At 73.2% G+C, this 12,451-nt stretch carries 10 protein-coding genes; 3 read left to right on the top strand and 7 right to left on the bottom strand.

The genetic code is table 11. The features are described 5' to 3' along the window. Window positions 1-25 precede the first annotated feature (25 nt). Window positions 26-1,378, bottom strand: coding sequence for an aminotransferase class V-fold PLP-dependent enzyme (locus QI633_RS24805; protein ID WP_282427420.1), 1,353 nt, complete (start codon window positions 1,376-1,378; stop codon window positions 26-28). 119 nt (window positions 1,379-1,497) lie between these two features. Between QI633_RS24805 and QI633_RS24800 the strand changes: the two genes are divergently transcribed. After that, window positions 1,498-2,001 (top strand): Lrp/AsnC ligand binding domain-containing protein, encoded by a 504-nt coding sequence (locus QI633_RS24800; RefSeq protein ID WP_282427419.1) that lies wholly within the window; start codon window positions 1,498-1,500, stop codon window positions 1,999-2,001. Window position 2,002: 1 nt separating this feature from the next. On the opposite strand, the gene QI633_RS24795 is transcribed toward QI633_RS24800, so the two are convergent. The 6 genes from QI633_RS24795 to QI633_RS24770 form a co-directional block, all read right to left on the bottom strand. Next, window positions 2,003-2,200, bottom strand: coding sequence for a hypothetical protein (locus tag QI633_RS24795; protein WP_282427418.1), 198 nt, complete (start codon window positions 2,198-2,200; stop codon window positions 2,003-2,005). A gap of 161 nt (window positions 2,201-2,361) precedes the next feature. Beyond that, a complete protein-coding gene (locus tag QI633_RS24790) occupies window positions 2,362-3,198 on the bottom strand; it encodes a hypothetical protein (protein ID WP_141796950.1) in 837 nt (278 codons plus the stop codon). Between the two features lie 29 nt (window positions 3,199-3,227). Then, the gene (locus QI633_RS24785) at window positions 3,228-3,989 is read right to left on the bottom strand and encodes a hypothetical protein (protein WP_282427417.1); all 762 of its coding nucleotides are present in this window, start codon (window positions 3,987-3,989) and stop codon (window positions 3,228-3,230) included. A 70-nt stretch (window positions 3,990-4,059) separates the two neighbouring features. Next, on the bottom strand, window positions 4,060-5,928 hold the full coding sequence (locus QI633_RS24780) for a hypothetical protein (RefSeq protein ID WP_282427416.1): 1,869 nt from the start codon (window positions 5,926-5,928) through the stop codon (window positions 4,060-4,062). Further along, on the bottom strand, window positions 5,925-7,697 hold the full coding sequence (locus QI633_RS24775) for a hypothetical protein (protein ID WP_282427415.1): 1,773 nt from the start codon (window positions 7,695-7,697) through the stop codon (window positions 5,925-5,927). The genes QI633_RS24780 and QI633_RS24775 overlap by 4 nt, the downstream gene beginning before the upstream one ends. A gap of 82 nt (window positions 7,698-7,779) precedes the next feature. Next, window positions 7,780-8,475 carry a helix-turn-helix domain-containing protein gene (locus tag QI633_RS24770; RefSeq protein WP_282427414.1) on the bottom strand — a complete coding sequence of 232 codons (696 nt, stop codon included), beginning with the start codon at window positions 8,473-8,475 and terminating at the stop codon, window positions 7,780-7,782. Between the two features lie 59 nt (window positions 8,476-8,534). Here QI633_RS24770 and QI633_RS24765 point away from each other — a divergent pair, with 59 nt between their 5' ends. Beyond that, a complete protein-coding gene (locus QI633_RS24765; RefSeq protein WP_282427413.1) occupies window positions 8,535-10,391 on the top strand; it encodes a hypothetical protein in 1,857 nt (618 codons plus the stop codon). Window positions 10,392-10,571: 180 nt separating this feature from the next. Beyond that, complete coding sequence (locus QI633_RS24760) at window positions 10,572-12,395, top strand: phosphoenolpyruvate carboxykinase (GTP) (protein ID WP_141796956.1); 1,824 nt, start codon at window positions 10,572-10,574, stop codon at window positions 12,393-12,395. Window positions 12,396-12,451: the final 56 nt, after the last annotated feature.

Below are 12,451 nucleotides of genomic sequence, written 5' to 3'. Positions count from 1 at the left end.
GGTGCCTGGGCATCACGCCCAGCAATCAGGCCGTCGTCGTCGTGAGGATCTCGATGACCGCCGCCGGGTCGGTCGCCGGGTTCACGAACGCCAGCCGCAGCACGGTCCGGCCGCGCCAGGACGTCGGGACGCAGAGGATCCGGCCGGCGCGGGAGAGCTCGTCGGACCACGCGTAGTAGTCGTCGCGGCTCCAGCCCGGGCGGTCGAACAGCAGCACCGACAGGTCCGGCTCCATCAGCAGCCGCAGCGTCGCGCTCTGCTCGATCGCGTCGGCCACGGCCCGCGTGGTGGCGAGGGTCTGCTCGACGGCCGCGGTGTAGCGGTCGGTGCCGTGCACGGCCAGGCTGAACCAGAACGGCAGCCCGCGCACGCGCCGTGACAGGTGCACGGCGAGGTCGGTCGGGTTCCAGGCCTCGCGGTCGATCCGGTCGAGGTACGACGCGTGCTGGCTGTGCGCGGCGCGGGCCAGGTCGGGGTCGCGGTAGAGCAGGGCGCAGCAGTCGTACGGCGCGAACAGCCACTTGTGCGGGTCGACGATGAAGCTGTCGGCTCGCTCGATGCCGGTGAACCGGGCCCGGGCGGAGGGGGCGGCGAGCCCCGCGCCGCCGTACGCGCCGTCGACGTGGAGCCAGATCCCGAGCTCCTCGCAGACGTCCGCGACGTCGTCGAGGTCGTCGATGATCCCGGCGTTGGTGGTGCCGGCGGAGGCGACGACGGCGAAGACGCCGGGCTCCTCGGCGATGGCGGCGCGCAGCGCGGCGCCGGTGAGCTGGCCGCGGTCGCCCTCGGGCACCTCGACGACCTCGACGTCCATCACCCGCGCGTCGGCGAGGATCGAGGAGTGGGCACCGGAGGTGCAGGCGATCTTCCAGCCGCCCTCGGGCCGCGAGCCGCGGCGGGCGAGCGCGGTGTGCCGCGCGGTGACCAGCGCCGACAGGTTGCCGGAGGTGCCGCCGGAGACGAAGCAGCCGCCGGCGTCCTCGGGCCAGCCGAGCAGCGACACCAGCCAGGCCAGCGCCTCGTTCTCGGCGAAGATCGCGCCGGCGCCGGCCTCCCAGGTGCCGCCGAAGATGTTGAAGCTCGACACGACGGCGTCGAAGGCGAGCGCGGCCCGGGTCGGTGCGGCCGCGATGTAGGCCAGGTTGAGCGGGTCGTCCTGGGCGCGGGTGGCGGGGGCGATGACGTCCTGGAAGACGGAGAAGGCCTGGTCGACCCCAATGCCTGCGGGCGTGATCGTCGTACCGGCGTCGGCGCGCAGCGCGGAGATCGGGCGCGCGGTGGTCTTCGGGTCGGAGGGACTGGAGATCCGGGCGGACGCGATCTTCACGGCGGCTTCGGTGACGCGACGCTCGTCGCCCCAGATGTGGGTGGCCTGCATGGGGCGAGCAGATCAGCCCGGCGCCGGACCCCACAACCTGACCACCCGGAGGTGGTCATGCTGCGCAGATCTACGTAACACGCGGGCATACAACTAGGCAGATTGACTAGATTGGACGAGTGCTGACCCTGGACCAGATCGACCTCGCCCTCCTCACCGCCCTCACCGAGCACCCGCGCGCCGGGGACCTCGAGCTCTCCCGGCTGACGTCGGTCGCCCGCGCCACGGTCCAGAGCCGGCTGCGCCGGCTGAGCGAGGCCGGCGTGATCCTCGACTGGGACCCGACCCTCGACGTCGCCGCGGCCGGGTTCGAGGTGCAGGCCTACGTCACCCTCGAGATCGCGCAGGGCGCGCTGGACGAGGTGGCCCGCGACCTCGAGCAGATACCGCAGGTGCTCGAGGCCTACGTCACCACCGGATCCTTCGACGTGCTCTGCCGGGTCGCGACCCGGTCCCACCCCGAGCTGCAGGCCACGCTGGTGCGGATCGACCAGGCCTCCGCGGTCGTCCGCTCCACCAGCGTGATGGTGCTGTCCGTGCTCGTGCCGCCTCGCGTGCTCCCGCTGCTCGCGAGCGCCGAGCCGGTGCCGAGCCGGCGCGCGCCGGCGTACCGCGAGCGCTGAGTCAGTCCTGGTCGGGCTCGTCCGGATCCTCGGCGTCGTCGGGGATGACCTCGCCCTCGAGCAGGTGCTCGACCATCCCCTGCGCCTGCCCGGGCGTCGGCGGGGCGTCGAAGTCCTCGGTCGCCGGCACCAGCTCGTAGAGCGCCGCCAGGCTCACCTCGTCGCCCGGGCGCGTGTCATCGGCCCTCTGGTCCCCCATGGTCCGAGCCTAGGCGGTACGACGCTCGCGGGGGCCGGAAAGTTTTTCTCGCAACCTGATGACAACCCCAAGGGCGCTCTGGCATGCTTCTCACGCCGCCGCAGGTGACCCGAGACGCCTGCGGCGGCTTCCAATTTTTCCGGACCCTCGCCCGGTGCGGGTCAGGACTTGAACAGCAGCGCCGTCTTGAAGTCGGTGTTCATGTAGTTCACCAGCGAGTTCAGCTTCTTCTCGTTCACCTTCACCTTCGACGTACCGATGGTGACCGCGACGATGTTGCCGTAGACGCTGGAGTTCCACTGCCCCTGGACGAAGGAGGGGTAGATGCTGCCGTCGGGCAGCTCGAAGTCCGTGTCCTTCATCGCGCCCTGGGCCGCCTTGGCATGCCGCTCGGTGTCGAAGACGAGGAACAGGTGGGTCATCCGGACCTTGCCGCCGAGGGCGTTGAAGACCCACTGGGCGGCGTACGTGCAGCGCTGGTCGGTGAGTACCGAGCCCTTCTCGACCGGCGCGCAGCTCGCGTGGTCCGTGGAGCTGACCAGGGTGGCGTGGTGCTCGACGTCGCCGAGCTTGAAGTCCCAGTTGCCCGGGAAGTCGGCGACCTTGACGTCGTTGTGGATGTCGTCGTCGGTGTCGTCGGAGGGGGTGTACGGCGTGGACGGGCCCGAGCCCGGCGAGGTGGGGCTGCCCTCGGTCGTGGCCTCGGACGTCGCGCCCGACGTCGCCTCGGAGGTCGGCTCGGAGGTCGGCTCCGAGGTCTCCCTGGTGCGGGTGGGCGTCTCCGAGGCGCGGTCATCGTCATCGCCGCCGCCGGCGATGAGGAAGGCGCCGACGCCGACGACACCGAGCAGCACGACGGCGACCAGCACGCCCACGATGACCAGCGCGATCCGCGCGCCGTTGCCCTTGCGCGGCGGGGGACCGAAGGGCGGGTACGGCGGGTAGCCCGGCGGCGGTCCCGTCGGGGGTCCCGTCGGGGGAGGGGGCGGGAAGCTCATGGGGGCGCTCCTACCCGTCCTGGCGTCGCTCAACCGAGCCCGAAGACGACGCTGCCGTCCTCGAGCACGTCGTACACCTCGGTGCCCTCGGTGACGTGGGCCTCGTCGGTCCCGAGGGAGACCGAGATCTTGTTGGCCGCGTTGCGCAGCAGGTCGAGGACGACCTCGACCTGCTCGGCCGGTGAGAAGTGGCGTCGGACGTCGGCGACCAGGTCGGGGCCGAGCCCGGACGGGTCCCAGACCAGGGCGTCGACCACGGCCAGGCCGGTCCGGTGCCGCTCGGACAGGCTGCTCGCGGCGTAGTCGTCGATCTCGGCGTAGGTCTCCTCGGCGCCACCGGCGTCCAGCGCCGAGCGGCTGCGCAGCGACTGGCAGATCCGGCAGTTGTGCTGGCGAGCCTGGCGCAGCCGGAGCAACTCGGTGGTCAGCGGGTCGAGGACGCGGAGCCGGGCGATGGCGCGCCACAGCTCGTCGAGCGTGGGCCACGGGTCCTCGCCGGGGTCGGTCGCGACCGGCCAGGGCGTCGTCGAACCGGCGAGCTGGTCCAGGGCGCGGCGGGCGCGGGGGAGCCAGTCGGCGACGTACAGGTGGCCGGCGAAGGTGCGGGTCCGCGGGCCGAGGGCGGTCATCAGGGCCTGTCGCTGGTCGGGGCTGATCATCGAGACGTCGACGGCGAACTGCTCGGCGAAGGCGACGACCTCGTCGGGCTCGTCGGCCACCAGCGCGTCGACCGGGACGAGGGGCAGGCGGGCCAGCAGGCCGGCGACCTCGGGGGCGTGGGTGCGCAGCACGACGCCAGCCAAACAGCCGTCCCGGTCGCACGGGACGCGGGTACCGGTGACCGGGAGTCGTCTGGCGGCCTCAGCCCGCGCGGATCACCAGGGCGTCGATCCGCACCGCTCGGCCGCGGGTGACCACCACCAGGCGCACCTTGCCCGAACGCGCCGCGAAGGCCGGGAGCAGCCGGGTCTGCTGGTGGGCACTCGCGCCCTTCAACGAGATCCGGCCCACCCTGCGCTTCCCCACGAACACCTCGACCTTCCCGCAGCGCCGGCAGGTGGTGGCGAGGACGCCCACCTGCGTCAGCGGCGTCCGGGGCAGGGTCAGCACGGCCCCCTTGCGCTTGGCGAGCAGGGCGGTGCCACCGTCGTACGCCGCTCTGGTCTTCCGCTGCCAGCCGCTCGAGCGCCCGAGGGCGCCGTCGTCGACGACGACCAGCGGGCTCGGCGTCGGCCCCGGCGTCGGCCCCGGCGGTGGCGCCGGGCCCGGGGGCGGGGAGGGTGGCGTCACCGTGGCCGGCCCTGCGCTGCTCACGCTCACGCGGAGCCGGTGGACTCCGCCGTCCACGACGCGGGACCCGGCGTACAGCACGCCGGAGGCGGCGACCTGGAGCGACCCGAGCACACCGTCGACCTCGGTGCGGGCCCACCCGGAGGTCGTCGGGGCGAGCACCGCACCGTCGCCGCCGTCGGTGTGGCCGAGGACGGGTACGCCGGCCGGGGTGATCAACGCTCGTCCCCCCACACCGCGGACCGCGCTGCTGCCCTCGACCATCGGTGCGGGCGTCGCCCAGGCGCCCGTGGCGGCGCGGTGCGAGGTGAGCAGGTCGCGGCTCCCGTCGACGCCGGCCGTCCCCGTCGCGACGACGACCATCGCCTGGCCGTGCGCCATCGCGATCGAGCGGACCGACCCGTTCACCGACGCGGGGGTGATCAGGCTGGTCGCGCCGGTCACGTCGCCACCCGCGTGGGCCCAGGTCTCCCTGCCGGAGGCGACCTCGCGGGTCCAGGCCAGGGCGATGCCGCCGGCGGGGTCGGCGTCGATCCCCGCCAGGGCGAAGGTGCGCGGATCCTGTTCGGAACTTGTGGCCAGGTGGCTGGTGACCGCGCCCCTCACGAAGATGCCGGCCTCCTCGGCGGGCTCGTCGGCCGCCTCGGTGTGCACCCAGGCGATCCACTCCCGGCCCCACCCGTCGAAGGCAACGGCCGGTTGGTCGGAGTGGCCCTCGCGGTCGGGGCAGTCGTCCGGGTCGGGCTCGGCGCACACGATCGGGAAGGGCGGGGTCTCGACCGAGACCTCCTCGGGCGCGGTCCACGCCGTGCCGGACCAGTGCGTGCGGAACACCTCCCTGTCCGCGCTCGTCTCACCGGGGCTCGCGGCCGGCTCCCTGGCCTCGAACGCCACCGTCGCCCCGCCGTCGGGGGCGACCGCCACCGCCTTCCGGCCGGCGAGACTGATCGGTCCGAGCCCGTCGGTCTCACCTGCGGCGACCGTCGTCGGCGCACCCCATGTGCCGGCGGCGGTGCGGACGACGGCGCGGTAGGTCCACACGTCGGCGGCGTCGTCGTACTGCGTCCAGGCCACCACCGCCGCGCCGGACGGATCCACGTCCCAGACGAAGTTCGGGTAGGCGGTGAAGTACTGCTGGAAGTCGCTGACGGCCACGGGTGGCGTCCAGACCTCGCTGCCCGGCCCGCGGCTGCTCGACCAGACCTGGGCCGGACCGTCTCCTCCTGCGGTCGGGTCGTCGACGACCGACCACAGGGCGAGGAGGCTGCCGTCGGCCAGTGGCCACACCCCACCGGCGGCCACGTCGATGCCCGCCGGCGAGACCCCCTCGGGCGCTGACCAGGTCACGCCGGCCCAGGGGTCGTCGGCAGCGGTGGCGGCCGGCGACGGAGCGAGGAGTCCGACCACCACCAGGGTGGCGAGCGTGGCGGGGACCCTCATCGCATCACCACGGCGAACACGTCGTAGTTGCCCGTCGCGCCGGGCGCCACCGCCGCCGCCGAGCCGAACACCAGGACCGAGCCGTCCGCGGACAGCTGGTCCTCGCCGCTGGCTCCGGCCCCGGCGCGGGTCACCAGCGTGCTCGTGCCGCTTGCCCGCTCCCAGACCACGATGTCGGCCTGGCCGCCGTTGGTGTCGCCGGGCAGCACGTTCTTGGTCCCCATCGTGACGTACCGGGCGTCGTCGGAGAGGGTGCCGCCGGGGTTGCCCGCGGCGCCGTACGGGCCGGCGAGGACGAAGCTGCCGGGAGCGACACGGAGGTAGGTGTCGCGCGCGCCGTTCAGGTCCTGGGCCGACAGGGCCTCGGCGGTCGTGAAGGCCAGCACGTCCCCGGTGCCGCTCAGCGAGGGGCTGTCCGCGTCGATGTCGGGCGTGAGGTTGCTCCGGCCCGAGATCGTCCCGGAGACGGCGACGTCCCAGGCGAAGATGGCGGACCCGTCGACGTCGCCCGGGTCCAGGTCGGTGTCGCCGCTCTGGAAGGTGACCCGACGACCGTCGGCGCTCAGATCGAGCCCGAAGACGTTGGCGTCGGACCACCCGAGGCCGACCCGGTCGAGACCCCGGCTGATGTCGCCGCGGGTGCGGACGTAGGCGTGCCGCACGGTGTGGTCCGGCGGGGGCAGGGACGCCACCAGGTCCGTGGCGGTCGAGGTGAAGGCCACCACCCGGCCGTCGTCGCTCATGTCGTAGAGGTAGGAGTCGTCGTCGGCCGGTATCGTGCCGCCCGCCGTCGTCGACACCAGCTCGACCTGACCGGTGGCGCGGTCGAGGACGAAGACGTCGTAGTCGTAGCCGGGCTCGCCGGCGAGGTCGATCGCGTCGGACTGGAACGCGACGTGACGTCCGTCGCCGGACAGGATCGGGCTGTTGACGTGTCCCGTCGCGCCGGCCACGAGATGGGTGAGGCCTCCGGTCACCCTGTCGAACAGGTAGATGTCGTCGTCGTCATCGGTGTCGCTGGGCAGGAGGGGCGACTCGGAGCTGAAGGCGACCCACCGCCCGTCCGCCGAGACCGACGGATCGGAGGAGTGCTCCGACGCACTGGTCCCCGCGCTCACCAGCTCCGGCGAGGCGGCGGTGCGCACCGGCTGCGGTGCCGAGGTCGTCGCGGCCGAGCCCCGGTGGCGCTCGCCGATGACGCGGTACGACGCGGTGCCGACCGGGCCGCCGGCGTACGGGATCCTCGCCACGCCCGCACCGTCGGTGGTCCCGCTGGCGACCGTCGACCAGGTCGTCCCGGTCAGCCGTTGCAGGGAGACCACCCGGCCCGCGCGCGCCGGTGTCAAGGTGGCGAGGGCCTGCCGCGGCAGACCGGCGACGAACGGCGCCCCCACACCCATCTGCGCCGCCTGTGCCGCGAGCCGGACCTTGACCTTCTTCGAGGTGGAGCCCCCGGCCCGGACCCGGTAGGTCCCGGGCTTCCTCACCTTCGCGGTGACCTTGAACTTCCCGTTCCTCACCTTGCCGCGGGCAACCGTGACCCAGCGCTTGCCCTTCCTCCGCTCGAGGGCGGCGGGGCCGTTCTTCGCGCCGATCCGTCCGCTGAACCGGGTCCGCTCCCCGGCCATCGGCCGGGCCGGGGTCACGGTGACGGCCCTGCCGCTGCCCGACGCGCCGGTCTCGGCGTGGGCCCGTGGCACCACCAGGGCGGCAAGGGCGAGGATGAGGGCGACGAGGAGGCCGGCCACGCGGCGCGGAGAAGTGGTCACGCCGGTGATCGTGGCCATCCGGCGGCGTGCCGCCGAGAGGATCGGCGCAGGGTGAGACCAGGGTGAGACTCCTGGGCGGGGCTCATCCCGCGACCGCGTCCCGCACGGCCTGCCGGACCGCGTCGGGGTCGCGCTCCAGGTCGTCGGTCGGGCCCACCGCCAGCACGGCGTACGGCGGCGCGGGCTCGAGCAGTGGCCACGGGAGGGCGACGCAGCTGACGCCGGCGATGGTCCAGGACCGCTCCTCCGCGGCGGAGCCGGACCGCACGGCCCGCACGAGTCGCCGCACGTCGGCGGCGTCGCGGGGTGCGGCGGCGGACGGGCGGGGCCAGGGCGAGACGGCGAGACGACGCTCGAGCTCGGGGTCGGGGAGCTGCGCGAGCAGCGCGACGCCCCCGGCCGTGGACCACAGGTGCTCGAACGGCTCGTCCGGCTCGAGGAAGTCCGTCGGACCGGCCACGGCCACCGGCTGGCTGCCGTCGCCGGAGAGCCGGAGCACGACCGCGGTCAGGCCGGTGCGCTCGTGGAGCTGCGCGGCGACCCGGGTGGCTCGGCGCCGTACGCCGGCCGGGTCGGTGGTGGCCATCGTCAGCGCGCGCTCGCCGAGGACGTAGCGCGCGCCGGTGCGCAGCACCCAGCCCTCCGCGTGCAGCTGGCCGAGCATCCGGGAGACGCCGGCCTTGTCGACGCCGAGCCGGCGGGCGATCTCGGAGACCCCGAGGGCCTCGGTGCCCAGCATCTCGAGGGCACGCAGGCCGCGCAGGAGGCTGGTGGACACGTCGCGACCTTACGCCGAACCGTTGACCACTCGTCAACACCAATCCTAGGCTGAGGGACATGGGGATCGTCCGGCTCCGGACGGGGCAGCCCGCGGGGCCGACGCTGGCGTCGTACGCCGCCACACTGGATGCCCGGCGCTACGCCTGTCCCGCCGACCTCGACCGCCGGCTGGACCTGCTGCTCGACCCGGTCGGACCGCACCGCCTGCTCGTGGTCACCGGCCGCGCCGGCAGCGGGAAGAGCGCCGGCCTGCGCGAGGCGGGCCGGCGTGGGGAGCGCTCCGGCCGCGGGGTCGTGGCTCTCGATGCGCGCGTCGACGACGTGCTCGCAAGGCTCGAGGCGGTGGAGGGTCCGGGCCGGGTGGTGATGGTCGACGAGGTGGACGCACTCGGTCCCGCGCTCGCCGCCCTGGTGGCCGCGATCGCGAGGCTGCCGGACGACGCGTGCGTCGTGCTCGCGGCGCGGACCCTGCCGGCGCGCTGGCTGCCCGACCCGTTCGCCGCCCTGGCCGTGCAGGTCCGGCTGGCAGGGCTCACGCCGGCCGAGGCCGACGCCCTCCTCGTCCGTTGGGGTCTCGACGACCCGGCAGCGCGGGCGACGCTCGTCGCGCAGGCCGGCGGACTGCCGTTGGCACTCGTCCTCGGTGCCCGGGCCTGGGCCGCCGCCGCCGGTGCCGGTGACGGTGATCGGGACCTCGCGGAGCTGGTGCGCAGCTCAGGTGACGAGCTCGTCGCCCACCTCACCGACGCGGCGCTCGACCGGCTGGACCCCGACCTGCTCGCCGTGCTGGTCCTCGCCGCCGGGGTCGACGTACCGATGCTGGCGGCGCTCTTCCCCGACCGGGTCGAGGAGCTGGTCGCCGCGCTGCGGGAGACGAGCGTGGTGGAGGCGGTCGGCCACCGGCTGGTGCTGCATCCCTCCCTCGCCGGCCAGCTCGCCGACCGGCTGCGGGCCGAGGAGCCGGTACGGGCAGCGGCCGCGGTGCTGCGGGTCGCCGAGCACGAGCACGCCCGCGCGGTCGCCGGCGAAGCGGGTGCGCTGCCGCGGTTGGCCGCGTTGGTCGCGGACCCCGGTATCCGGGCAGGACTCGGGCCGACCACGCTGAGTCGCCACTATGCGGACCGCTGGCGCGCCAGCGACGCGGCCGTCGTGCGCCGCGAGCTGGCGGTGCGCCACCCCGGCGTGTGGCCGGTGGTCGCGCCGTGGCTGGGTGAGGGCACCCGGGTCGTCCGGCGCGGGGACGGACGCCCGGTCGCGCTCGTCGCCGCCCTCGCGATGTCCGCGGCCGAGGGCATCACCGGCCCACGGCGCCGGCTGGTCGCGCCGGTCGTCGAGCACGCCCGTCGCGCCGGCGGACCGGACCGGGCGGTGCTGAGCGCGGTCCAGCTGACCTTCGACGACGTCGACGAGGCGGAGGTCGTCCGGGTCCGCAACGCGGCGGGGCTCGCCCAGTGCGGCATCGGCAACCCGCGCAGCGATCACGTCAACCTGGTCGGCGACCTGGCTGAGGAGCGTGCCGTCCTCGAGGCCTACGGGTACGCCGAGGCCGTGAGCCTGCGCCGCGAGGTCGACGGTGTCCCGGTGACGACCTGGGTCGCCGACGTCGGGCCCCCCGGCCTCGCCGGGCTGCTCCACGCCGCGGTGGTGGCCGAGCAGGGTGGCCCGGAGGTCGACCTCGTCGCCGCCCTCGAGGACTACCCCGCCGCCGGTGAGCCGGTGCAGGCGCGGGTGCGGGCCCGCGTCGCGGAGCTGCTCGCGGCCGAGCCCGTGCTGCACGACCTCGTGGTCCGCCGCTACCTGACCGCCGGCGCCACCCATGAGGCGGTGATGCGGGCGACGTACCTCAGCCGGGCGACGTACTTCCGCCGACTGCGGCGGGCCCGGGAGATCCTTGCCGGCCCGGCCGGCGGCTGAACGCCGGTTGAACGATCCAACTCGCGCGGATGTGCGTCAACGCAAATCGGGTGTCATGGTGACTGTCACGCGGACGACGGTGTCCACGGATCGCACGATTCGAACCCCGGAAAAAACCGGGTGGGCTGTGGGGTAGCGTGCCCACACCTTGACAAGGACCGAAAGGCTGGCGAATAGCACATGGTTGATGTGGAGCGGACGCTCGACGAGGCGGGTCTCACCAACCCCCACGTCCGTGAGTACGTCGCACACTGGGCCAACATCACCGGAGCAGAGCGCATCGAGGTCGTGTCCGCGGCCGACGACGCGCGCCTGATCCAGGAGGCACTGGACGCGGGCGAGCTGCTCCCCGCCGGCGAGGGCCGCTACTACTCGCGCTCCTACTACAAGGACACCGCTCGCGCGGAGGAGCGCACCATCGTCGCGACCTCGAACGAGGCCGACAAGGGCGTCTACAACAACTGGAAGCCCGCCGCCGAGATGAAGCCGAAGCTCGTCGAGCTGATGACCGGCGCCTCGGCGGGCAAGACGATGTACGTCATCCCCTACCTCATGTCGCCGAAGGGCTCGCCCGTCGAGAAGTTCGCGGCCGGTGTGGAGCTGACCGACAACCGCAACGTTGTCATGCAGATGATCCGCATGGCCCGCGTCGGCGTCGAGTACGTCAACGACCTCGGCGACTCGTTCGTCAAGGCCGTGCACGTCACCGGCGACCTGGAGAACCTCGGCCAGGGCACCCCCGACGACAAGCGCTACTTCGTGACCGTCGCCGACGAGCGCACGATCCTGCACTTCGGTTCGTCGTACGGCGGCAACGCGCTGCTCGGCAAGATCGCCCACGGCCTGCGCCAGGGCTCCTACGACGGCTGGAAGAACGGCTTCCTCGTGGAGCAGTTCATGCTGCTCGGCATCACCGACAAGCAGACCGGCAAGAAGTACAACATCTGCGGTGGCTTCCCGTCGGCCTCGGGCAAGACGAACCTCGCGATGACGCTGGCGCCCGACGCCCTCGGTGACCGCTACTACGTCGAGTTCTACGGCGACGACATCGCGTGGATCTGGGTCGGCGACGACGGCAAGCTCTACGGGATGAACCCGGAGAACGGCGTCTTCGGTGTCGCGAAGGACACCAACGAGAAGACCAACCCGACCGCGATCGACTCCATCGTCGACGGCACCGGCGCCATCTTCACCAACGTCGCCTACAACCCGAAGACCCAGGAGGTCTGGTGGGAGGGTCGCGGCGAGAAGCCGACCGACCTCGACGGCTGGGAGGACTGGAAGGGCGAGGTCATCGCCGACCGGGCTCCGGAGCACGCCGACGACCCGTGGGCGCACCCGAACTCCCGCTTCACGACCACCCTGGCCAACGTCCCGAACGTCGCCAAGGACTTCGAGGACCCGAAGGGCGTCGAGATCCACGGCATCATCTTCGGTGGCCGCACGCGCGATCGTGAGCCGCTGATCCGTGCGATCACCGACATCGCCGAGGGCGTCTACGACGGCCTCACCCTGGGCGCCGAGGCCACCGCTGCCGCCGACGGCCTCGAGGGCGTGCTGCGCTACGACCCGATGTCGATGCGTCCGTTCATGTCGTACTCGGAGGCGGACTACGCCGCGCACTGGCTCGAGGTCATCGGCCGCGCGACGACCAAGCCGATCTTCGCGCACGTCAACTGGTTCCAGCGTGGCGACGACGGTCGCTTCCTGTGGCCCGGCTACCGCGAGAACCTGCGCCCGCTGAACTGGCTCATGGAGTTCCTCAACGGTGAGGTCGAGGGCGTGCAGACCGCCGTCGGCGTGCTGCCGAAGCGCGAGGAGCTCAACCTCGAGGGCCTCGACGAGCAGTGCCTCGCCGACCTCGACACCCTGCTCACCATCGACGTACCGCGCTGGCAGCAGGAGATGGGCTTCCGCGAGAAGCACCTCGCGCAGTTCGACGGTCTCCCCGAGGAGATCTGGGAGGCGCACCGTCGGGTCGCGTCCGCCCTGGACAACGCCTGAGGTCTCACCTCTTCGCAGTGCCCCGGCTCCTCGGAGCCGGGGCACTGTGCTTTTTC

The sequence above is a fragment of the Nocardioides sp. QY071 genome (assembly GCF_029961765.1).
Lineage (GTDB): Bacteria > Actinomycetota > Actinomycetes > Propionibacteriales > Nocardioidaceae > Nocardioides.
This window is presented reverse-complemented; position numbering and strand designations above follow the sequence as displayed.

Coding starts and splice junctions, on each gene's coding strand:
- QI633_RS24795 (WP_282427418.1), bottom strand. CDS start 2,200: ATGGGGGACCAGAGGGCCGATGACACGCGCCCGGGCGACGAGGTGAGC.
- QI633_RS24790 (WP_141796950.1), bottom strand. CDS start 3,198: ATGAGCTTCCCGCCCCCTCCCCCGACGGGACCCCCGACGGGACCGCCG.
- QI633_RS24780 (WP_282427416.1), bottom strand. CDS start 5,928: ATGAGGGTCCCCGCCACGCTCGCCACCCTGGTGGTGGTCGGACTCCTC.
- QI633_RS24805 (WP_282427420.1), bottom strand. CDS start 1,378: ATGCAGGCCACCCACATCTGGGGCGACGAGCGTCGCGTCACCGAAGCC.
- QI633_RS24765 (WP_282427413.1), top strand. CDS start 8,535: ATGGGGATCGTCCGGCTCCGGACGGGGCAGCCCGCGGGGCCGACGCTG.
- QI633_RS24760 (WP_141796956.1), top strand. CDS start 10,572: ATGGTTGATGTGGAGCGGACGCTCGACGAGGCGGGTCTCACCAACCCC.